The 20,389-nt window shown below is 48.0% G+C and carries 24 protein-coding genes; 17 read left to right on the plus strand and 7 right to left on the minus strand.

Annotated features, from left to right (window positions below; genetic code table 11):
* Positions 1-69: 69 nt before the first annotated feature.
* Positions 70-843: a sporulation protein gene (locus ITJ88_RS11135; protein ID WP_058705388.1), complete on the minus strand. Its 774-nt coding sequence runs from the start codon at positions 841-843 to the stop codon at positions 70-72.
* Between the two features lie 110 nt (positions 844-953).
* Here ITJ88_RS11135 and ITJ88_RS11140 point away from each other — a divergent pair, with 110 nt between their 5' ends.
* From ITJ88_RS11140 to ITJ88_RS11170, 7 genes are all read left to right on the plus strand, one after another.
* On the plus strand, positions 954-2,138 hold the full coding sequence (locus tag ITJ88_RS11140) for a class I SAM-dependent methyltransferase (RefSeq protein ID WP_195865693.1): 1,185 nt from the start codon (positions 954-956) through the stop codon (positions 2,136-2,138).
* 30 nt (positions 2,139-2,168) lie between these two features.
* Positions 2,169-2,594 (plus strand): BrxA/BrxB family bacilliredoxin, encoded by a 426-nt coding sequence (locus ITJ88_RS11145; protein ID WP_064300267.1) that lies wholly within the window; start codon positions 2,169-2,171, stop codon positions 2,592-2,594.
* Between the two features lie 288 nt (positions 2,595-2,882).
* Complete coding sequence (locus ITJ88_RS11150; RefSeq protein WP_195865694.1) at positions 2,883-3,656, plus strand: transporter substrate-binding domain-containing protein; 774 nt, start codon at positions 2,883-2,885, stop codon at positions 3,654-3,656.
* Positions 3,657-3,713: 57 nt separating this feature from the next.
* Positions 3,714-4,373: an amino acid ABC transporter permease gene (locus tag ITJ88_RS11155; protein WP_035409731.1), complete on the plus strand. Its 660-nt coding sequence runs from the start codon at positions 3,714-3,716 to the stop codon at positions 4,371-4,373.
* A gap of 13 nt (positions 4,374-4,386) precedes the next feature.
* Positions 4,387-5,109 (plus strand): amino acid ABC transporter ATP-binding protein, encoded by a 723-nt coding sequence (locus ITJ88_RS11160; protein ID WP_041255311.1) that lies wholly within the window; start codon positions 4,387-4,389, stop codon positions 5,107-5,109.
* A gap of 64 nt (positions 5,110-5,173) precedes the next feature.
* On the plus strand, positions 5,174-5,710 hold the full coding sequence (locus ITJ88_RS11165; RefSeq protein ID WP_195865695.1) for a GNAT family N-acetyltransferase: 537 nt from the start codon (positions 5,174-5,176) through the stop codon (positions 5,708-5,710).
* On the plus strand, positions 5,692-6,330 hold the full coding sequence (locus ITJ88_RS11170) for an HD domain-containing protein (RefSeq protein WP_195865696.1): 639 nt from the start codon (positions 5,692-5,694) through the stop codon (positions 6,328-6,330). Before ITJ88_RS11165 ends, ITJ88_RS11170 begins: the two co-directional genes overlap by 19 nt.
* 65 nt (positions 6,331-6,395) lie before the next feature.
* Here the strand turns inward: ITJ88_RS11170 and ITJ88_RS11175 are convergent, their stop codons facing one another.
* The 4 genes from ITJ88_RS11175 to ITJ88_RS11190 form a co-directional block, all read right to left on the minus strand.
* Positions 6,396-7,109 (minus strand): ZIP family metal transporter, encoded by a 714-nt coding sequence (locus ITJ88_RS11175; protein ID WP_195865697.1) that lies wholly within the window; start codon positions 7,107-7,109, stop codon positions 6,396-6,398.
* A 238-nt stretch (positions 7,110-7,347) separates the two neighbouring features.
* A complete protein-coding gene (fadH, locus tag ITJ88_RS11180; RefSeq protein ID WP_195865698.1) occupies positions 7,348-8,112 on the minus strand; it encodes a 2,4-dienoyl-CoA reductase in 765 nt (254 codons plus the stop codon).
* An 85-nt stretch (positions 8,113-8,197) separates the two neighbouring features.
* A complete protein-coding gene (locus tag ITJ88_RS11185; protein WP_023467624.1) occupies positions 8,198-9,133 on the minus strand; it encodes a manganese-dependent inorganic pyrophosphatase in 936 nt (311 codons plus the stop codon).
* Positions 9,134-9,190: 57 nt separating this feature from the next.
* Complete coding sequence (locus tag ITJ88_RS11190) at positions 9,191-10,267, minus strand: N-acetylglucosaminidase (RefSeq protein WP_195865699.1); 1,077 nt, start codon at positions 10,265-10,267, stop codon at positions 9,191-9,193.
* A gap of 76 nt (positions 10,268-10,343) precedes the next feature.
* Here ITJ88_RS11190 and ITJ88_RS11195 point away from each other — a divergent pair, with 76 nt between their 5' ends.
* Together ITJ88_RS11195 and ITJ88_RS11200 are read left to right on the plus strand one after the other, a co-directional pair.
* Positions 10,344-11,306 carry an aromatic acid exporter family protein gene (locus ITJ88_RS11195; RefSeq protein WP_235147627.1) on the plus strand — a complete coding sequence of 321 codons (963 nt, stop codon included), beginning with the start codon at positions 10,344-10,346 and terminating at the stop codon, positions 11,304-11,306.
* Between the two features lie 229 nt (positions 11,307-11,535).
* A complete protein-coding gene (locus ITJ88_RS11200) occupies positions 11,536-12,660 on the plus strand; it encodes a M20/M25/M40 family metallo-hydrolase (protein WP_023467628.1) in 1,125 nt (374 codons plus the stop codon).
* Between the two features lie 62 nt (positions 12,661-12,722).
* On the opposite strand, the gene ITJ88_RS11205 is transcribed toward ITJ88_RS11200, so the two are convergent.
* A complete protein-coding gene (locus ITJ88_RS11205; RefSeq protein ID WP_023467629.1) occupies positions 12,723-12,902 on the minus strand; it encodes a hypothetical protein in 180 nt (59 codons plus the stop codon).
* Between the two features lie 109 nt (positions 12,903-13,011).
* On the opposite strand from ITJ88_RS11205, the gene rnz reads away from it, so the two are divergent.
* The 7 genes from rnz to ITJ88_RS11240 are packed head-to-tail and all read left to right on the plus strand — an operon-like array spanning position 13,012 to position 17,763.
* A complete protein-coding gene (gene rnz / locus ITJ88_RS11210) occupies positions 13,012-13,917 on the plus strand; it encodes a ribonuclease Z (RefSeq protein ID WP_195865700.1) in 906 nt (301 codons plus the stop codon).
* Between the two features lie 3 nt (positions 13,918-13,920).
* Positions 13,921-14,817: a hypothetical protein gene (locus tag ITJ88_RS11215; protein ID WP_195865701.1), complete on the plus strand. Its 897-nt coding sequence runs from the start codon at positions 13,921-13,923 to the stop codon at positions 14,815-14,817.
* Positions 14,814-15,218 (plus strand): DUF4430 domain-containing protein, encoded by a 405-nt coding sequence (locus tag ITJ88_RS11220; protein WP_087679903.1) that lies wholly within the window; start codon positions 14,814-14,816, stop codon positions 15,216-15,218. The genes ITJ88_RS11215 and ITJ88_RS11220 overlap by 4 nt, the downstream gene beginning before the upstream one ends.
* Complete coding sequence (locus ITJ88_RS11225; RefSeq protein ID WP_195865702.1) at positions 15,196-15,882, plus strand: hypothetical protein; 687 nt, start codon at positions 15,196-15,198, stop codon at positions 15,880-15,882. The genes ITJ88_RS11220 and ITJ88_RS11225 overlap by 23 nt, the downstream gene beginning before the upstream one ends.
* Positions 15,851-16,804: an ATP-binding cassette domain-containing protein gene (locus ITJ88_RS11230; RefSeq protein ID WP_230088817.1), complete on the plus strand. Its 954-nt coding sequence runs from the start codon at positions 15,851-15,853 to the stop codon at positions 16,802-16,804. Before ITJ88_RS11225 ends, ITJ88_RS11230 begins: the two co-directional genes overlap by 32 nt.
* The gene (locus tag ITJ88_RS11235) at positions 16,801-17,364 is read left to right on the plus strand and encodes an ECF transporter S component (protein ID WP_195865703.1); all 564 of its coding nucleotides are present in this window, start codon (positions 16,801-16,803) and stop codon (positions 17,362-17,364) included. Before ITJ88_RS11230 ends, ITJ88_RS11235 begins: the two co-directional genes overlap by 4 nt.
* A gap of 27 nt (positions 17,365-17,391) precedes the next feature.
* The gene (locus tag ITJ88_RS11240) at positions 17,392-17,763 is read left to right on the plus strand and encodes a hypothetical protein (RefSeq protein ID WP_195865704.1); all 372 of its coding nucleotides are present in this window, start codon (positions 17,392-17,394) and stop codon (positions 17,761-17,763) included.
* 43 nt (positions 17,764-17,806) lie between these two features.
* Here the strand turns inward: ITJ88_RS11240 and ITJ88_RS11245 are convergent, their stop codons facing one another.
* A complete protein-coding gene (locus ITJ88_RS11245; RefSeq protein WP_195865705.1) occupies positions 17,807-18,622 on the minus strand; it encodes an SDR family NAD(P)-dependent oxidoreductase in 816 nt (271 codons plus the stop codon).
* Positions 18,623-18,767: 145 nt separating this feature from the next.
* Between ITJ88_RS11245 and ITJ88_RS11250 the strand changes: the two genes are divergently transcribed.
* Positions 18,768-20,228, plus strand: a complete 1,461-nt coding sequence (locus ITJ88_RS11250; protein WP_195865706.1) for an MDR family MFS transporter — start codon at positions 18,768-18,770, stop codon at positions 20,226-20,228.
* The last annotated feature ends 161 nt before the right edge of the window (positions 20,229-20,389 follow it).

A 20,389-nucleotide genomic window follows, 5' to 3' on the forward strand; every position in this document is an offset into this window, starting at 1 on the left:
AAATAAAATTCAATAAAAAAGTGACTCCCCCTGAAGAGGAATCACTTTCAAGTAAATTCAATCGATTAATCAGCTATAGCGTTCCACGATGCTTGTCAGCTGGCGTTCGACGAACGACTGATCTTGCAGTTCACTATTAGACAGACGCAATTTGATCATCGACTCATCCGCACCAGCCATTTCACTGAATAATGATCCGAGACTGTGCGCGCGACGGTCGACTTGGACGATTAAATCAATCCCAGACCCGTCTTGAAGCATGATGATTTCGATCTCATCCAGTTTATGAGCGTAGTGTGTATTGCGTGCTGAGTATTCAAGTTCCTGAGCAATCGGTAAATCTTTCCGGAATCGTCCAGGTAATTTTTCCGTATCGGCTTTTTTCAATCGGAAGCCAAGTGATTCCATGGCGTCTAAGACCGTCGCTTGATAACGGTTCGCTTCAACGATGACAGCATCACGGTCCGATGGATCAACAGCTTGAGCGATGTCGAGACCCGTTTCGATCCACGATTTCGATTGGCTGACCGAGAGTGGCGTATTCAGTGGCACGCGTAGTGTAAAGGGAATTTCCCGCTCGACACCCGCTTCGATCGTGAACTTCGCTTCATTTAAAGCAAACCGGTCGAGAGTGAAGGTCGTAAACGTCGTGCTATCATTGACTTCTTGTTTGTACTGCGTGTTGAATTCAAGATAAATCCGGTCAATTTCTTGATCGACGTTTCCGCCTTTGATATGGACGACACCGTGGATCTGACCGCCTGGTTCACAGCGATCATCCGTCAACCGTGTGTCGACCGTAGCGGCACCGATTCCGATTTGTGAGAGAATTTTTTTAAACATGATGAATTCCTCCTTTTGATTATGTGCGAATGATGAAGCGTGTAAACTTGTCGAACAGGTACGAATTTGCTACAGTTTCGAAAGAACATCAGAAAAGGACGGGACGACTAGTGGAACTACATGAATTAAAAGCGAGTCTTGCCTCGCAAATCACGCAAGGAATACTGATCCATGCAACGATAAGTAATCCGCGTCAAAAATCAAATGATCTCCGACGAATCAAGGTAAAACCGATTCTATTAAGAGATACGGTGATGATGCAGATAGAGTTTCAATTTGAACGCGTTATGAAGCATGAAAATATTTTAGTTGACGATTTCGTCGGGCGACTCGATGACTGGTTCACGGAATTCCGCCAATTCTTATTCCGATTTGAAGAAGAGGAATGGCAGTTCCAGCTCTCGAAAAAGATGAAAATCGCGCTCAAGACATCCAAAAAGGAACCGATGAAAGCTCTCTTGTCGCATGACCGCAAAAAAACATATCTATTAGAAGACGGTGTACCGGTTCCGTTTCTGATTCGCCTCGGCGTCATGACGGAAGCGGGTCAGGTCAAAAAACAGAAGTACGATAAGTTTAAACAAATCAATCGATTCCTTGAATTCGTCGAGGATAGCATAGCTGCCTTGCCAAAAGGAAAAAAACTCCGGATCTTGGACTTTGGCTGCGGGAAGTCGTATTTGACGTTTGCTCTCTATCATTATCTAAAAGTCGTCAAAGGATTCGACCTCGAAGTGACAGGTCTTGATTTAAAGAAAGAAGTCATCGAAGAATGTACACAAATTGCGCGTGATTTGGATTATACCGATCTGACATTCCGTGTCGGAGACGTTCATGATTACACAGGGGAGACGGAAGTCGACCTGATGGTGACACTTCACGCTTGTGATGTCGCAACCGACGTCGCACTCGCGCGAGCTGTTGACTGGAATGCATCGGTCATCCTGAGCGTACCGTGCTGTCAAAAGGAATTGAACCGTCAACTGGACTGTTCGCCACTCGATGTCATGCTCCAGCACGGACTGATTAAAGAAAAATTCGCGTCACTGGCGACAGACTCGATTCGTGCCGAGTTACTGACGCTCGTCGGATACGAAGCACAGTTGCTCGAATTCATCGATCTCGAGCACACACCGAAGAACATCTTGATTCGCGCCTATAAACAAAACAAGCGACCAACGGAAGAGAAAATCGATCGTTACATCGCGTTCCGTGATTTGTTGCATGCCCGACCATTTTTAGAAACTGAATTAAGCGGCAGACTTGGACAGATTTCACCGAAACTCGTACAATAAGAAGGAGAACGAATCAAAGGAGGCAATACGATGGATTTCCAAATGTATTTTGAAGATGTCGTCCAAACAGCCCGCAAAGAAGCGCAAGCTGCTGGATTTGAAGAATTAACGACGCCAGAGAGCGTGGATGAAGCAATGAAACGCGAAGGGCTAACACTTGTGCTTGTCAATTCAGTATGTGGATGTGCTGGCGGGATCGCCCGTCCTGCTGCAGCATACGTTAATCGGAAAGAGGGCATCAAGCCCGATCATTTCGTCACGGTATTCGCTGGACAAGATCGTGAAGCGACAGACCGTGCGCGTGAATACTTCGAAGGTTATCCACCTTCATCTCCATCATTTGCATTAATGCAAGATGGAAACATCCTCTCGATGGTCGAGCGGTTCGACATCGAATCGTTCACGGCAGAAGAGGTCGTCGACAAACTTGAATCATTGATTGAAATCTACGCATAAGCAAAGAAGGCTCCTGATAAAGGAGTCTTTTTTTTGCGCATTCATGAGATTAAAATAATAAATTTCAAAATTGAAAGCGTTTGCAAAATTGTATAAAAAGTCATTTATGCATGATTTATGAATAGAAAGTCAAAAAAATTTATATATTTATGCTTTACAGTGAATAAATATTCGTATATCCTAAAAGCAATAGAACAGGTCAGGCTTTTCGGTATTGAATTGGACATACACATAAGTCATACTATTGTTAAAGTTCTGACAATTGAGCGTTGGAAGGGGAAAACTCGAATGAAAAAATTATTAGCAACGGCAATGGCAGGCATTCTGGCAGTCACGATGGCAGCATGTGGCGCGTCGGAAGAATCAACAGGTGGATCAAGCAAAAGCGATAAAGTATTGACGATGGGAACGTCAGCGGATTACTTCCCATTTGAATACATCGATACGAAAAAAGGAGAGGACATCGTCGGGTTCGACGTTGCGATCGCCAAAGAAGTCACGAAAAATCTCGGGTATGACTTAAAAATCGAAGACATGGAATTCGGGAGCTTACTTGGTGCGCTCAGCTCAGGTCGTGTCGATTTTGTCATGGCGGGTATGACACCGACGGAAGAGCGGAAGAAAAACGCTGACTTCACGGACATTTACTTCGAATCGAAAAACTTGGTCATGACGAAGGATAAAGCGATCAGTTCAGAAGATGAACTAAAAGGTAAAAAAATCGGTGTCCAGCTTGGTTCGATCCAAGAGGGACTCGCGAAAGATCGCTACAAGGACAGTGAAACGGTTCCATTGAACAAGATTCCGGAAATCATTCAAGAATTGAATACAGGTCGGATTGATGCCCTCATCATCGAGGATGCAGTTGCCGTCAAATATATGGATCAAGATGCATCATTGAAAACGTATCAAATCAAAGAAGATGGTCCAGCTGGTTCAGCGATCGCCTTCAAAAAAGGGGATAAGATGCGTGACGATTTCAACAAAGAGCTGAAGAAGATGATCGACAGTGGTGAAATCGATAAATTAGCAGAAGAATGGTTCCAAAAAGAAGCAAAATAAGTCAAGTGCATGGGGGTGGGGGTAACCTCATCCCTTTTGTGCGACGTTAGGAGATTGATTATGATAGACTTTACAAAGATTCAAGATTCAATTCCATATATTCTCGAGGGGATTCCGGTCCTGTTCCAAGTTGTCATCGTCGCAGCCATTGCCGGGATGTTGATCGGAATCGTCGTCGCGGCACTGAAAATCACGAAGAGTCGAATCCTCCGTTTCATCGGTCATGCGTACACGGCGATTTTCCGGGGAACCCCACTGATCTTGCAACTGGCGATCGTCCACTTTGGATTACCACAGTTGACAGGGTATGTCACGACAGGATACCAATCGGCAATCATCGCCTTCTCCTTGAACTCCGGAGCGTATATCTCGGAAATCATTCGGGCAGGGATTCAGGCTGTCGATCGTGGGCAGTGGGAAGCGGCAGATGCGCTCGGTATTTCGTATTTCAAACAACTTCGTTCGATCATTTTGCCACAAGCCTTTAAAAACATCCTTCCAGCGATCATGAACGAATTGATCACGTTGACGAAGGAATCGGCACTCGTCTCGACGGTCGGTGTGCTCGACGTCATGCGTCGTGCGCAAATCGTTGGAGGAGAAAAGGCGATTTATTTCGAACCATTGTTGTTTGCCGGATTCGTATATTTTGTTCTCGTCATGGGATTGAGCTTGATAGGCCAACAAGTCGAAAAAGCTATGAGAAAGAGTGGGTAATCAGATGGAACCTATGATCCAAGTCACCGATTTGCATAAGCAGTTCGGAAAATTAGAAGTATTAAAAGGTATCTCGACGACAGTTACACGCGGTGAAGTCGTCGCTGTCATCGGACCGTCGGGATCCGGTAAATCAACATTTTTGCGGTGTATCAACTTACTGGAGCAACCAACAAGTGGAACAATCATCGTTGATGGTTTTGAACTAACGAAACCAAAAGCAAATATCTCAAAAGCACGTCAGAATATCGGCATGGTGTTCCAACAATTTAACTTGTTCCCACATAAGTCTGTTCTTGATAACTTGACGTACGCTCCAATCAACGTCCTCGGTATCTCAAAAGACGAAGCAGTCAAGCGGGCAGAGACATTACTTGAACGTGTCGGTCTAGCTGAAAAACGCGATAATTATCCGAACCAGTTGTCAGGTGGACAAAAACAACGGGTCGCAATCGCACGCGCTCTTGCGATGGAACCGAACGTCATGTTGTTTGATGAACCGACGTCAGCGCTTGACCCAGAGATGGTCAACGAAGTACTGGACGTCATGAAACAACTGGCGGAAAGTGGAATGACGATGGTCATCGTCACCCACGAGATGGGCTTTGCCAAAGAAGTCGCTGATCGTGTCCTGTTCCTCGATGAGGGCATTTTAATGGAAGAAGGTTCACCAGTCGAACTCTTCGACAATCCGAAGACGGACCGGGCGAAAAAATTCCTCGAAAAAGTTTTATGAGCACAGTACGCTAACTCTGAAAAAGGGTTAGCGTTTTTCGGTTTTTAGTAGAGGGGGGATAAGAATGAAAAAACTGCTTGAAGGTCACCATACTCGGCTGACGCGTTTTCAATCGGAAGATACCGAGGTGATGCAACGTCTACTCGACGATGTAACGTTTGCCCGCCATTTCAGTGCGACGCCATACCGTCACTTATCGATGGACAAGATTGAACAGATGATGGCGACGGATGCACCGGAGACGTTCCGGTTTGCCATTCGCAATTTTGAAGATGAACGGATGATCGGTGTCGTCGCGTTAGAAGATATTCTATTTACACACGGAACGGCATGGCTGATGATCGGCATCGATCCGGATTGTGAAGGGCAAGGATATGCGACGGATGCGCTACAGACGATACTAGAGTACGCCTTCTTAGAGCTGAATTTGTACCGGATTCAATTGACGGTCTTTGAGTATAATACACGTGCGGTTAAGCTGTACGAACGCCTTGGATTCGTTCAGGAAGGTAGATACCGTGCCTTTTTACGACGAGACGGAGAGCGGCATGATATGTTACTGTACGGATTACTTGAACCAGAATGGAGGGATCGCCAATGATTCAAGAAACGGAAATCTTTGTCCGGTCGTTTCATGCGACGGACTTTTCAGGTCATGATTATGCCCACATTGAACGGGTTCGTCGTTTAGCGTTACATATTGCCGAACAAGAAGGTGGGAACGTCAAGATCATCGAACTGGCGGCCCTACTTCATGATGTAGCAGATAGTAAACTCGGGGGAACGGTAGAGACGGTTGCAACCTTTTTGCAAGGAAAAGTGACGGCAGAAGAACAGAAACAGATTCTAGACATCATCACGAGTCTGTCCTATAAAGACGGTACACGCCCACCGATGCAAACAATCGAAGGGCAAGTCGTTCAAGATGCTGATCGTCTCGATGCGATCGGTGCAATCGGGATTGCGCGCACATTTCAGTTCGCTGGTCGGTTCGGGGAGCCGATGCATGTACCTGGACTAGCACCACGAGAACCGGGTGACCGAACGGGAGAGACGAGTGCCCTGAATCATTTTGAAGAAAAGTTATTTCGACTAAAAGATTTAATGAATACGAAAACAGCACTTCATTTAGCAGAGGAGCGACATCGCTATATGGAAGAGTTCGTTAATCGTTTTAAGCAGGAATGGGAGGGGGCTACGGGAGAAATAGGTAATATGTAAATCAATTTAAACACGTAAGGCGCGTTGTCCGGTTCATTTTCCAGACAACGCGCCTTATGTTGTATTTAACTAAGGATGATGGCAGTAATTAACCCAAGTGCTGCAAACAGACCGACGATCGAGCCGCCTTCTTCGTGTGCTTCCGGCATCATCGTCGAAGCAAGCATCGCAATGATCCCACCGCTTGCGAAGCCACCGATCATGGCGAATTGCATGTCCGGGAGTTCTGCGAGAATCGTGTAGCCGGCGAGCGAGGCGAGGGCGGAAATCAACCAGACGACTCCCCACATCAGTAATACTTTATTCTTCGAAAAGCCATCTTTTCGCAAACCGGTCGTACTCGATAAGCCTTCCGGAATGTTGCTGACAAAAATCGCCGCGACGAGTGCCGCGCTGACATTTCCCGATAACAGACTGGCACCGATCATAATTGATTCCGGGATCGCATCAAGAATCGTCCCGAAGAAAATCGCGGTTCCCGTACCTTCGTTCCCACCAGACGAGCGTTTCCGTTTACTCGCGCCGCGTGACGAAACGAATAGGTCAAATCCCGTAAAGACGAGTGCTCCGACAATGAAAGAGATCGCGACGACGAGTGTCGTTGACTTCTTTAGTGCTTCATCGAGTAACTCGAACGTCGCTGCTCCAATCAAGATCCCGGTCCCAAACGACATGATGTAACCGATCAGGCGTTGTTTTAATGGTAAGTACAATCCGAACAGGGCACCGATGACAACGGCACCACCTGCTAACGCTCCCCAACCGAATGCTTCCCACATACGATCGCCTCCTTCTTGTCCTTTCTACCTGTTCTAGATAATTCATAAACATAGCGAAAAGAAAGTAAAATAGTTCGCGACGCATGCAAGGGGCTGACCTAAAAACAGAATGACGCGTCTTTTCACACCCTTTCCTCAAGAGAAACGCAAAGATGTGTTTTTTCCTGTAGGAGTGACGTGAAACGCGTCATTCTTATCTTTGTGGAGGCTGACTTCTTGAGTCATTCCATCTCAATCATTAGAACGGTTGTTTATTTAACCAATGTCCACCGTCAAGAGCGATACATTCTCCGTTCAAGTAGCGGGCTTGATCTGACACCATCCACGTTGCAAGTGTTGCGATTTCTTCCGGTGTCCCGAATCGACCGAGCGGGACGTTGCGACGAATTCGTTCCGCGTGTTCTGGTGATAATGCGAGTTTATCAGCACCACCTGTCCGTTCGATCGGTCCTGGACTGATCGCGTTGACACGGGCTTGATATTTATAGCCCCATTCGACGGCAAGCGTCCGCGTCAAGTTCAGGACGCCGGCTTTCGCAGCGGCGCTCGGAGCGACACCAGCGCCGGCCTGCCACGCATAAGACGCAACGATGTTGACGATTTGTCCGCCAACGACTTGATCTTCCTGCCATCCTTTGACCAGAGCGTGACAGCAGTTGAATGTCCCGTTGAGGACGATATCGATGACCGTCTTCCATCCATTCGGTGATAACTCGTCGGTCGGGCAGATGAAGTTCCCGGCAGCATTGTTGATCAATGCCTCGAGACGACCGAACCGTTCGCGTGCTTGATTGACTGCTGCCAGACAAGCGTCAGCGTCACGGACATCCATCTGAATCGTCAGATGTTCACCTTGAATCTGATCCAATGCTTCATCCATCAGTCGCAGGCGCTCCGCGTCGCGTCCTGTAACGACAACGTTCCAGCCGGCTTCCTTTAAGGCGAGCGCCATCGCTTTCCCCATTCCGTTCGTTCCACCCGTCACCATGATCGTTTGTGCCATATTGATTCCTCCTTTATGTAATGAATGAACAGCCATTCATATTCTTTATTCAAAAAAGAAGGAGTGAACTCCTTCTTTTTCTGACTTATTGTGTTGCAAGAGCTGTATCTGTTAAGACCGGAACGACTTGTTTCTTACGTGATACGACACCTTCGAGGTAAACAAGGTTGTTCGTCGCTTCAAGACCGTAAGCACGCTCGACGAGATTCGCTTCTTTCCCGAGGACGAGTCCGACTGAGTTGTTCGTCAAGATATCCGTGACGATGAAGACGAATAGATCAAGTCCTTTTGCAAGGATGACTTCGTTGATCGCTGTTTCGAGTTCTTCTTGGCGAAGTAAGACTTCAGCTGTATCGACCGTGTTGACTTGAGCGATTTCGACTTTGAGTGTTCCCATCGTGAATTCTTTTGCATCAAGTGAGATCAATTCAGGAACGGATTTTTTCGAGAGATCAGCTCCAGCTTTGAGCATCTCAAGACCGTAGACGTTCGCATCGACACCAGCGATTTCTGCGAGTTCACGTGCTGCGATGATATCTTGCTCCGTGCAAGTCGGCGATTTGAACAGGAGCGAGTCAGAAATGATCGCTGATAACATCAACCCAGCGATTTCTGGTTTGATGGCAACACCATGCTCTTTGTAGAGTTTGTTCAGGATCGTTGCTGTACAGCCGACCGGTTCTGCCCGGTAGTAAACAGGGTCTGATGTCTCGAAGTTTGCGATCCGGTGATGGTCGATGACTTCTGTTACGGTAACAGCGTCGATATCGTTCGCACTTTGTTGACGTTCGTTGTGGTCGACTAAAATGACGTGTGACGCTTCCGTCGCGACTTCTGTCACGAGACGTGGTGCTGAAACTTTGAACGTATCGAGTGCGAATAACGTTTCATCATTCATTTCACCGAGGCGGATGGCTTCGGCATTGACACCGAGTGCTTTCTTTAATTCTGCATAAGCGATTGCCGATGTGATCGTATCGGTATCAGGATTTTTGTGACCAAATACTAAAACTTTTTCCATGACGTGTTCACTCCTCAATGATTGTTGTCTCGCCCTATAGTGTATCATATCTCGGATTTAGAAAGCGTTCATTTTCACCATGATACCAGCGATTTTTTCACTCCAGAAGGGGTCTGACGCGTAAAAGACGTTCATGCCTTTTTGTTTGTTCCCAAGGTACGCCCCGCGGAAATAACGTCCATCCCGATCAAGATAATCCTTTGCGATGAATCGACCGGTCTGCTCGATCGAGTCCGTCAAGGATTTATAGACGGTCGCATCTTCTCCCGGTGCGGAATCGGTCGCATTGACGCCGAACAAGTTATTTTTCTCGCGGGCAATCTCAGACCGTCCATAATCGGATTCGTGAATCGCATGTGCAAGCAGATAGGCCGCGTTGACACGGTATTTCTTTTCAACGGACTTAAAGACTTTTCCTTTACCGATCAAGGGACTGTCCGGTGCTTGCTCCTTGATGAACGCATCGAGTTGTTTGGCACTGAGACGCGTCGGTTTCGTCAAATCACGTGTTAATGTCTTCGATTCAACATATTTGCTCGTCCGAGGCGTCGTTTTCGTTGCTTCGCCGGCAACGATCAGTCCACCAAGTCCGCTGTCCGCGACGATGTAATGAAGGAGACGATCACCTTTCGTCTGATAATACGATGCATTCGAGACACGTTCTGCGGGGAAAGGGCGTAAGCGGTCCGTCGGGACATGACCCGTCACGCCGGCGATGCTGACACGACTTGTCTGTTCCCCGAATTCAAGCAACTGGACACGTGTGCCGGAAGCGACGTACGTGAGCCGTTTCTTTAACTCAGGGTCACGATGAATCGATAGGATACCACGATCGTCGACGATCCCAGTACCTGGTCCACCGAGGTAGACGTAGCGGTCGTCCGATGAACGTTTCACCGCACCGCGCTGACCCGCATATTCCTTCGCCTCGGCGAACGTCTGGAACTCTTGCTCGTTGATTTTACCTTTTTCATAGCGCTCAGCCGAATAAGGCGCTGGTGGGGTTAAGACGGTCTTCGGTTCCTCGCGGAGCCAAAAGAACAAGAGAACTCCGATGAGGAAGAAAAAAAGTAACCCTTTTATCGAACCGGTCCGGCGCACGGGGCGACCGGGGCGGATAGTGCGTGTCGTCAAAGTAAATCACGTCCTTTAAAAAGCAATGGACATTCCTGTCCAACGTAGGTAGTCTAACAAAGAAAAACAAAAGGGGGTGAACCTGTTGCAAATCGGTTATCGCACGCTGAAGACAGCGGTCGCTGCTGCGCTCGCGATGTGGATCGCAGAACAACTCAAGCTCGACTATTACGTCTTCGCTGCCATCATCGCCATCTTGAGCATCCAGTCGACACGAAAGAAGACGTTCCGGTCTTCTTACGAACGCATCATGGCATCATTACTTGCCATCGTGCTCGGATTCATTCTATTCGAGGTCATCGGCTATCGTCCGGTGACGTTATTGATCTATTTCATTTTATTCCTTCCATCCGTTCAACGCCTCCGACTTCAGGACGGTTTCATCACGAGTGTCGTCATTCTGACACATTTGTATACGGAGCGTCAGCTCAACGCGCACATCCTGTTAAATGAATCCTTATTGCTTGGCATTGGTGTTGGTGTCGGATTGCTTGTCAACATGTACATGCCAAGTCTCGATTTGTTGATTGACGACCGACGAGAAAAGATCGATCAACGGATCGCTGCCTTATTCTTCGAAGTCGCCGCTGCGATTGAGACAGGGAGAGTCAATCATCATGCGTTGACGCTTGACGAGACAGAACGTCTGTTACGTGAAGGAAAAGATGCCGCCTTAAAACGGATGGGAAACGCAATCGGTCGTCGGAACGATGATGAAGATTATGCCTACTTCCGGATGCGCGAACAACAATTCGAGTTATTGCGCGGTATCGTCCATCATGCCGAGGAACTCGTTCTCGTAGTCGAAGAAGGAAAAAAAGTCGCCGACTTCTTTCGGACGATTGGTGACAATGTCCGACCTGAAGCCGACGCAATGGTGTACATTTCAGAACTCGAGGCATTATTGACACGTTTTCGTGCCTCTGCCTTACCCGTCACGCGGGAAGAGTTCGAGGTCCGCTCTGCCTTACTGCATATGTTACAAGAAGCGGAGCAGTATTTACGTTTAAAACAACGTTACGTCAATCAAAAGAAATAAAACATCGTCGAAGCGAACGTACCGATCAGGAAGATTGCTAAAATCCCGATCGTCGTCCATTTGATGATGCGTTGTTGTTTCGATGGTTTTGCCATATCCACTACTCCTCTCTTACATCAACTGATTAATGCCATTGTACAAACAACCTTTCAGAAGTGCAAATGACGATCGGGATGGTATACTAAAAAAGCGCTAATGGATTGAAACATACTAAGAGGAGGGTTTTGTCATGGTCAATGAACAACGCGTATTAGATACGTTTTTAGAACTTGTCCAGATTGATTCGGAATCAAAAGAGGAGGCACGGATTTGTGCTCACCTGAAAAAAACGTTCGAGGATCTCGGATGTGAGGTGTTCGAGGATGACGCTTCGTCCAAGACGGAACATAAAGGAAACAATTTAATCGTCACACTTCCGGCAACAAAAGAAGGCGTCGATAAAATTTATTTCACTTCCCATATGGATACGGTATTTCCGGGACAAGGCATCAAACCAATCATCGAGGACGGTTACGTCAAGACGGACGGCACAACGATTCTTGGAGCAGATGATAAAACCGGTCTCGCTTCTCTGATCGAACTCGTGCATGTATTGAATGAAACGAAACAACCGCACGGGAAAATTCAGTTCGTCATCACAGTCGGTGAAGAATCTGGGCTCGTCGGTGCGATGGTGCTTGATCCATCAAAAATCGATGCCGATTATGGTTTTGCACTTGATTCAGATGGAAAAGTCGGAGACATCATTACGGCTGCTCCAACGCAAGCAAAAGTCAATGCGAAGATTTTCGGGAAAACAGCGCATGCTGGTGTCGCACCGGAAAAAGGTGTCTCGGCGATTACGATTGCTTCGAAAGCGATCGCGAAGATGCCGCTCGGTCGGATTGATGAAGAGACGACAGCGAACATCGGACGTTTCAGCGGTGGTGGTCCATCAACGAACATCGTTTGTGATTATGTCGAAATCTTCGCGGAAGCACGGTCACTCGTCGCTCCGAAGATGGAAGCACAGACAGAGAAGATGAAAGCGGCGTTCGAAGAAGCGGCAGCAGAGCTTGGTGGTCGTGCTGAAGTTGAAGTCAAAGTCATGTACCCAGGCTTCAAGTTCGAGGATGGAGATCAAGTCGTCGAAGTCGCGAAAGCAGCGATCACACAACTCGGACGCACGCCACGCCTCTTACATTCTGGTGGCGGATCAGATGCCAACGTCATTGCTGGTTTTGGTATCCCAACGGTCAACTTGGCTGTCGGATATGAAGATATCCACACGACGAATGAGAAGATGCCGATCGAAGAACTCGTCAAAACAGCGGAACTTTGCGTGACGTTAGTCGATTACATCACGAACAAATAAGCTGATGAAACACAAAAAAGAGTGTACCGCAACGTTGCGGTACACTCTTTATCATTGTACGATTAAACTACTTGAGGACGATCAACATATTCCATAGACTCTAGAACGAGTTCTTCTGTACATAATAAGGTCGAAGCGATTTCATCGATTTGAATCGACTTTCCGTATTTTTGCCGATAACTCTCGTTCAGTTTGCGGGCTTCCCGGACGATGCGGGCATAGGTCCGTTCAATCTTAGTCATGGAAAAAAACCACCTTCCAAATCTGAATAGGTACAGTTTACCATGCTTCAACAGAAGAAAGGTGTATTTTGTGTATAAAAAATGCTAATTTTACGAAAAGGGGAAAAAGATGGAATTTTATTTTTTAGGGACAGGAGCCGGTATGCCGTCGAAACAACGAAACGTCACATCGATTGCCTTGTTACACCCCAAAATGACCTGGTTGTTCGATTGTGGAGAGGCGACGCAACATCAAATCTTACACAGTCCGATCAAACCACGGAAAGTCAATGCGATCTTCATCACCCATTTACATGGGGATCATATCTTTGGATTACCAGGATTCATTAGTACACGAGCAGCGCTGGAAGGCACGACACCGCTAACGATCTATGGACCAACCGGGATCAAAGAATGGATGGACGCGACATTACGCATCACAGGAACATATCTACGTTATCCACTTCGGATCGTTGAAGTCGAAGACGGTCAAACCTATGAACAGGACGGATTTCGCGTGACAACGCGGTCGCTTGAGCATCGTTTCCCGGCGTTTGGGTACCGACTCGAAGGACCAGAAGAGCGGGGCGCCTTGCGTGTGGATGCACTGAAGGCATTAGGCGTACCATCCGGTCCGATCTATCGCCGAATCACACTGGAAGAAACCTTCGAATTCGAAGGAACGGTCTATCCATCGTCCGACTTTTTAGAGTCACCAAAACCAGGTGTCAAACTAGCCGTTCTTGGCGATACGATGCCGTGCGCAGCCTCAATCGAACTGGCGCGAGACGTTGATGTATTAGTCCATGAAGCAACGTTTGCCGATCGAGAAGTCGAACATGCGGGACGCTTCGGTCACTCGACCGCTCGACAGGCAGCTGTCATTGCAGAAACGGCACAAGCGAAAAAGCTTCTATTGACGCACGTATCCGCTCGTTATGTCGATCAAGAGGAAGTACTGGAACAAGAGGCACGAGAAGTATTCGCGAACAGCCATCTCATGTTTGATCACCGGGTCGTCCCGGTCAAAGGATAGACGATGGACTTTCTCATTTTATGGGCACTCTTTTTACTGGCTGCTAGCGGATTAGGGTTTTTACTCGAACGTCGGACGGAAAAAGAAAAATACTTGTACATGAAGTTCATTTTTTATGCGTGTCTCGGGGCCGTGTCATTTCCAGTCTATGATATTCAGTTACCGCTCGGCATCATCATTTTCCTGATCGTCCTGCACCCGAAAAAGAACTCGCGTTATAAACGGTACATGGCACTCTTTGGGTTCTTATTCTTCCTGTTCCAACTCTTTCTCGGTCCGTTTGATGCGGGGATGTTGCGGGAAGAAACTCAACAGATTGGTCGCGTGACGATCACGGATGACTCATTCGACAATTTCCTTTCTCAAATCGAACGACGTGTCGGTGAAGAGGGGTTGCGGATGGAACAAAGTCAGTTGATGTTCGATCGGGGCGGGAATCTCCGGAACGCCTCGTTTGAGATGCTCGTCGAAACACCGAAACGCTTCATTCGTTACGATGTCAGTTACCAGGAGCTGACAGGAACGATTTCCTATCGACCACGTGAAGAGTTGACGACAAAATCGTTGACGTCGTATTACCAGAAACTGATTGATGCGAATCAATCGTTTGAGATGTTGCGAAAGCTTTCGATTCATGAAATCTTACATGATTCTAAAACACCCTATGTCGAGATGGATCTCGATGGGCTCTACGAAACGTTTAGTCTACAGGATGCAACAGTCTTCTTGATTGATGACAAAGGGAAACTGATTCCGTACGTCAATACAGGGGACGATGTCTTAGCGAATGCGGTCCGTCTGACGTATTACCGTTCTGACGGTCAATCCTTACGCGATAAAACCATTCTGCTATACAATTACAGCTTTGAGACATCAAGGCGAAAAGGAGTCGTACGATGAAAAAATGGCTATTTGCTGCAAGTATTGTGTTACTTGCCGGTTGCGCGGAAGCAAAAGAGGAACAACAAACAGCGTCTTGCGAGGCGGAAGTCAAGGTATCGGTCGTGGATCACGTCAAGGATAAGACCTTGTTTAATAAAGACGTATGCTTGAACGAAAAAGATACAGCACTGGATGCACTGGAAGATACGACGCTCGATGTCGTCAAAACAGGTAAAGGTGAGATGGCATATGTCACGGCAGTCGATGGAATTCGAGAGAAATCAGCTGGAGCAGGTAGTGGCTGGGTCTTCGGGGTCAACGGCAAACCAGGCGAAGTCGGTGCCGGAAGTTATGAACTGAAAAAAGGAGATCGTCTCGAATGGCGATTTGAAAAAGATGCAATGGCTTATTTTGAGTAAACCAGAACGGGAGCGACTTCACCCAGTGAACGTCGCTCTCTTTTTCATCGGGATGATTACGATTCCGTTCGTCCTCACACATGATCAATCAGTGATCGTCGTCTATCATCTGCTCTTGTTCTTATTCGTTCAAGAACGGACTGTGTTTCGTTATTTAGTTCTCCCGGCTCTTTATGCGGTCATGATGTGCGTCCCGCTTCTTTATGGTGCAAGTATCGACACAGTAGCAATTTATGAAACGACGGTCCAAGTGACGTTATTCATCACGTCGAGTCAATGGATTTTTACGTTGGTTCGACTCGATCAGATGGGACCGTTGTTTCGCTTCTTACCTCGATTGACACGATTGACGGGGATGGTGCTGGCGCTGATTCCGTCTTTCTTACGGACTTGGCCCGAAGTCAAGATGAGTCATCCGAAAGCGTCGCTTGCTGTTCGAATGGAGCGGATGGCCGCCTATCATATCGTACCGATCGAAGCGGTACCGTCTCGCTTAAGACCGATCACGCGACGTGATGTTCAGACAGGCTTAATGCTTGCGGCAGGACTGGCTCTTTGTCTGACACCATGGGCGATCATTCCGGCGCTAATTTTGCCTATAACGCTATTATTTACAAAAGGAGGAATCCGGGATGCCTATCATGTATACCGACACAAGTCGTGAAGAACGGCTACGTCAACAGGCGAGCGAACATGAACAACCGGTAGTGACACCGGAGCGGTTGCTTCATGGACGTGTTCGAGATCTTCTGGCGACGGATTCCTTGTTTCGAGCAGGAGAACTCGCGACCTTACTTGGGCTAGAAGCTTTTTTTGAAGCGGAGTCGAGTGAACTCTCATCTGGAGAACAACAACTCGTCGGACTCGGTCATGCGTTGTCTTCGTCACCAAAGGCATTGTTCTTGTCGGAACCGTTTCTCTTTCTTGATCATGTCAGGCGAAAGCGATTGATGGGATTGCTTGAAGAAATCGAACGACGGTTTGATTGTCAGATCCATTGCTCGATGACGATACAATCCGACTTGGCGATCACGAGTCGCGCCACTGAACTGACAGGGCGTGTCCTGAATCGGATCGAAAACGTCCAACACCGTTATCCGTTACAGACACGCTATGCACTCGTGACAGAAAAAATGTCGTTTCATCAAGGTGAACGCATTGCGATCATCGGTGCGAATGGTAGTGGGAAATCGACGTTACTCCGACTCGCGCTCGGTGTCGAGCGACCGCTATACGGAAAAGTCCGACGGTCAGGGGAGACGCATTATGTACCAGCGCATCCGATGCTTGCGCCATTAGACGATCGAAGCGGTAGTTTTACGACGCAAAAAAAACGTCTCTTGGACGGTATCGATTGGAGTAAAGACAGCTATTACTTTGATGAACCGACGGCTGGACTTGATGACAGCGCACGAATGGCTTTCGTCGCATCATGGAAGAAGAATCCGACGAATCTGATCGTCATGGCGACGCATGATCCAGTTCTCATTCGGGCAGCACAGCGGATCATCTATCTCGTGCATGGAGAAGTTGCTTTTGATGGACCGACGAAGGATTTTTTACAAGAAAGTCGGTTGTTCGTATGATCGTCGCAACGGTTCTGATTGTCTGTCTGTTTTTAGTCATGTTTGAGAGACTCCAGATGACGGATCAACGATTACGGTTCATCGCCATCATTACGGCGGCGGCAATCGTCGGACGATTGTTGTTCTCCAGTTTACCGAACGTCCAGCCGGCGACGGCACTCATCTTGTTAGTAGCCGTCTTCATCCATCCGATCGTCGGTGCCATTTCTGGGATGCTTGTCGTCGTGTTGACGAGCTTGTTTCTCGGAAGCGGTCCGTTCGTACTCTTTCAAGCGCTGGCGTATGCAACGATTGCCAGTCTAGGATTCGTTCCGTTTCTTCGTTACCGGATCGTCTTGACTGGGTATGGATTTCTCGCTGGTTTCTTATATGGATGGGTGAGCAATCTCGGGTTCTTGGTATTGACCGGATTCTCGTGGCAAGCTTTTTTGACACTGCTTGTAGCTGGAGGAACGTTTGATATGCTTCACGGATTCAGTAACGCGATCTTCATTTGGATATTGTTTCCGATTTTTTTACGAATTATGCATTCATTCGATGAAAAGAGGGGTAGAGAATAGTAACATACCGAACAGGAGGGAAGGCATATGCTGGGATCGTCGATTTCGCTTGCTTATGTCGTCATGTTGCTCATCGTCTCGAGTATCGGCTTAGTGTTTGGCAGTATTCTGTTGATGAAAGGTACGATTAGAGGACGTTACGCTGCTTGTTACTTACTTGCTGCCGCCATCTTCCCAAGCGCCATGCTCATTACCTCATCAGAGGGATTACTTTGGCAACATTTACGGTTCGAGAGTTCATGGTTCCTTGCGATTGTCTCCTGGTTACTCGTCTTATCGACGGGCTATATCGTCTCGATCACGGGTGCGCTCGTCATTCGTTATCTGTATCGCTATACGACGACCTTTGATCGCTTCAAACGTTATGCAACGCGGCGTTTTCGTCATCACGAGGCATAAATACAAAAACGGAAGAACCAGCTATCTGGTCCTTCCGTTTTTTTCATGAATTCGCGTACAGGAGTTCTTCTTCTATCGACGATTCTTGCTGGCGAGCAGGATCTTGAATTCGACCTGTCACTTCTGTCAGGAGACGGCGTGGCAAGAGACGGGACAAGGAAACCATGGCGCGGTTGCTTGCGCCTGGAACGACGACGCGGCGTCCTTTGAGCATACCACGGTACCCGGCGAAGGCGACGAGGTGTGACGGCATACTCTTAAATGGTAGCGTGATGTTCGCTCGATCGAAGAAGTTCGTATCGGTCGGTCCCGGGCAGAGACAAGTCACACTGACACCCGAGCCGTCGACTTCTGTCGCAAGTGCTTCCGAGAACGATAGGACGTAGGCTTTCGTTGCGTAGTAGACACTCATGTATGGTCCTGGCATGAAGGCAGCGACCGACGCGACATTCAAGATGCGTCCAAAGCCACGTTCGACCATTCCCGGTAAGAGACGTTTCGTCAAATCCGTCAAGGCGACGACATTGACCTGAATCGAGTTAATGTCTTCTGTTGGATCGATTTCCGCAAAGCGTCCCGACGTGGCGAAGCCGGCATTATTGAACAATAGATCGACCGTCAATTCTTGTTCCTCTAAGTACTGCACGAGACGATCAATACTGTCGCTTAGTGATAGATCAGCAGCGAATACATAGACCTTGATCTGATAGCGTTTTTCAAGGACCTGTTGAAGCTCCTTCAATTTCTTCTCATTGCGAGCAACGAGTACACAATCGAAGCCATCTCGCGCCGCGAGGACAGCGAGATCGAGTCCGATTCCACCGGATGCACCGGTAATCAGTGCCGTTTTTCGTAACATAGGACATTCCTCCATTCGAAATCGTGAATCTGAGTCTAGTGTATACCATTCCATACCGTTCCCGCGAATCCTGTTTCGTAAGCATTTACTTTTCTTATCACTGGTCCAACCAGTATGATAGAACAGTAGAGGGGAAGTGGAACAAATGAGGAAAAAAGTAACCGTCGCCTTGTTGCTCGCGACGTTTTTAGCCGCGATCGAGGGGACGATCGTCGCAACAGCAACACCTGTCATGGCGAGTGAATTGAACGGGGCGAAATTAGTCAGTTGGATCTTTGCCGGGTTCTTGTTGTTCATGGCTGTATCAACACCGATTTACGGAAAGATGGCAGATTTATATGGTCGAAAACGGGTTCTGTTATTCGGGATCGGCGTCTTCACCGTCGCGTCGTTAGCCTGTGGACTCGCTCAATCGATGGAGATGTTGATCGTCTTCCGTGCCGTCCAAGGTATCGGGGCAGGAGCTGTATTACCAATCGCGATGACGATCATCGGTGATTTGTATACATATGAGGAGCGGGGGAAAATCCAAGGAGTGCTCAGTGCCGTGTGGGGGATCTCGGGTGTCGCTGGACCACTCGTCGGTGGGTTCCTCGTCGAATCGCTTTCGTGGCGGTATATTTTCTTACTAAACGTACCGTTTGCCTTATTGTCGTTCTTCATGATTGTCGTTTACTACAAAGAGACGGTCCGTGAAACAGAGCGGAAAATCGATTACCGGGGCGCGTTATTGTTTGCGCTCGGGATGAGTGCGTTTCTATACGGTTTATTGTCGGGGAGTGAGTCGGAGACGTTCTTGCGTCCGATCATTCTAGCGAGCTTTTTCATTAGTTTCGTGTTATTGTTCACGTTCTATCGGGTCGAGAAAAAGGCGAGCGATCCACTCTTACCACCAGCAGTCATTCGCCATCCGGTCATTCTCGTGATCAACTTAGCGGTCTTCTTTTCCGCCTGGGTACTCGTCTCGATGTCAGCGTATATTCCGATTTTTGCTCAAGGGGTACTCGGCAAGAGTCCGACCGAAGCTGGTTTCATGTTGATGCCACTGTCGCTTTTTTGGACGCTGACCGCCATTATCGGTGGACGGACGATTGGTGTCGCCTCACCCCGGTATCGGACGATGACAGGAATGGGACTGCTGATTGTCGGTACAGTGATTTTATCGTTGATCACGCGCGAATCAAGTGATGTTTTCATCTATCTTGCCGTTTCGCTGATCGGGATTGGTTTTGGTCTCTCACAACCCGTCTTCATGGTAGTCTTGCAGACTTCCGTCGATTGGTCACTTCGTGGCTCAGCGACGGCCGTCAACTCGTTCTTGAGTACGACGGGACAGACGCTCGGTGTTGCGATCTTCGGTACGATCTTCAACCTATCCATCCTTCGTTCGTTTGCAGCGTCGGACACGCTCTCAGGGTACGCGATTGATCCATTTTTCCAATCGAGTACGGCAAAAACGTTCGGACAGGATGTGCAGTATGCGGCAGAAATCGCGTTATCACATGGATTACGTTACGTCTTCATCGGTGGCGTTCTTTGTGCGATTCTTGCGTTCGCGATGACATGGCGTTTACCGAAAGTTCGACCTGACGATCCACGATCTTGACACTCCCACGGCTAAAGCCGCAAGCCCACACCGTTGGTGAGGGTGGGATTCTCAAGTGCTTGGCGGACTCAATCCATTTCTGTTTCGTCCGAGCCTTGAGGTAGGGGTGTGCCATCACCCCTCCTGAGACAGACCGTATAGGTTCTCAGGCTGATGGACTG

It is taken from the genome of Exiguobacterium abrahamii, from assembly GCF_015645365.1.
Taxonomy (GTDB): Bacteria; Bacillota; Bacilli; order Exiguobacteriales; family Exiguobacteriaceae; genus Exiguobacterium_A; species Exiguobacterium_A abrahamii.

Bases quoted from the DNA above. Each gene is read 5' to 3' on its own strand.
- ITJ88_RS11160 (WP_041255311.1), top strand. From the start codon at position 4,387: ATGATCCAAGTCACCGATTTGCATAAGCAGTTCGGAAAATTAGAAGTA.
- ITJ88_RS11175 (WP_195865697.1), bottom strand. From the start codon at position 7,109: ATGTGGGAAGCATTCGGTTGGGGAGCGTTAGCAGGTGGTGCCGTTGTC.
- ITJ88_RS11145 (WP_064300267.1), top strand. From the start codon at position 2,169: ATGGATTTCCAAATGTATTTTGAAGATGTCGTCCAAACAGCCCGCAAA.
- ITJ88_RS11205 (WP_023467629.1), bottom strand. From the start codon at position 12,902: ATGACTAAGATTGAACGGACCTATGCCCGCATCGTCCGGGAAGCCCGC.
- ITJ88_RS11220 (WP_087679903.1), top strand. From the start codon at position 14,814: ATGAAAAAATGGCTATTTGCTGCAAGTATTGTGTTACTTGCCGGTTGC.
- ITJ88_RS11165 (WP_195865695.1), top strand. From the start codon at position 5,174: ATGAAAAAACTGCTTGAAGGTCACCATACTCGGCTGACGCGTTTTCAA.
- ITJ88_RS11215 (WP_195865701.1), top strand. From the start codon at position 13,921: ATGGACTTTCTCATTTTATGGGCACTCTTTTTACTGGCTGCTAGCGGA.
- ITJ88_RS11240 (WP_195865704.1), top strand. From the start codon at position 17,392: ATGCTGGGATCGTCGATTTCGCTTGCTTATGTCGTCATGTTGCTCATC.
- ITJ88_RS11235 (WP_195865703.1), top strand. From the start codon at position 16,801: ATGATCGTCGCAACGGTTCTGATTGTCTGTCTGTTTTTAGTCATGTTT.
- ITJ88_RS11225 (WP_195865702.1), top strand. From the start codon at position 15,196: ATGCAATGGCTTATTTTGAGTAAACCAGAACGGGAGCGACTTCACCCA.
- rnz (WP_195865700.1), top strand. From the start codon at position 13,012: ATGGAATTTTATTTTTTAGGGACAGGAGCCGGTATGCCGTCGAAACAA.
- ITJ88_RS11250 (WP_195865706.1), top strand. From the start codon at position 18,768: ATGAGGAAAAAAGTAACCGTCGCCTTGTTGCTCGCGACGTTTTTAGCC.
- ITJ88_RS11230 (WP_230088817.1), top strand. From the start codon at position 15,851: ATGCCTATCATGTATACCGACACAAGTCGTGAAGAACGGCTACGTCAA.
- ITJ88_RS11150 (WP_195865694.1), top strand. From the start codon at position 2,883: ATGAAAAAATTATTAGCAACGGCAATGGCAGGCATTCTGGCAGTCACG.
- ITJ88_RS11200 (WP_023467628.1), top strand. From the start codon at position 11,536: ATGGTCAATGAACAACGCGTATTAGATACGTTTTTAGAACTTGTCCAG.
- fadH (WP_195865698.1), bottom strand. From the start codon at position 8,112: ATGGCACAAACGATCATGGTGACGGGTGGAACGAACGGAATGGGGAAA.
- ITJ88_RS11185 (WP_023467624.1), bottom strand. From the start codon at position 9,133: ATGGAAAAAGTTTTAGTATTTGGTCACAAAAATCCTGATACCGATACG.
- ITJ88_RS11245 (WP_195865705.1), bottom strand. From the start codon at position 18,622: ATGTTACGAAAAACGGCACTGATTACCGGTGCATCCGGTGGAATCGGA.
- ITJ88_RS11135 (WP_058705388.1), bottom strand. From the start codon at position 843: ATGTTTAAAAAAATTCTCTCACAAATCGGAATCGGTGCCGCTACGGTC.
- ITJ88_RS11170 (WP_195865696.1), top strand. From the start codon at position 5,692: ATGGAGGGATCGCCAATGATTCAAGAAACGGAAATCTTTGTCCGGTCG.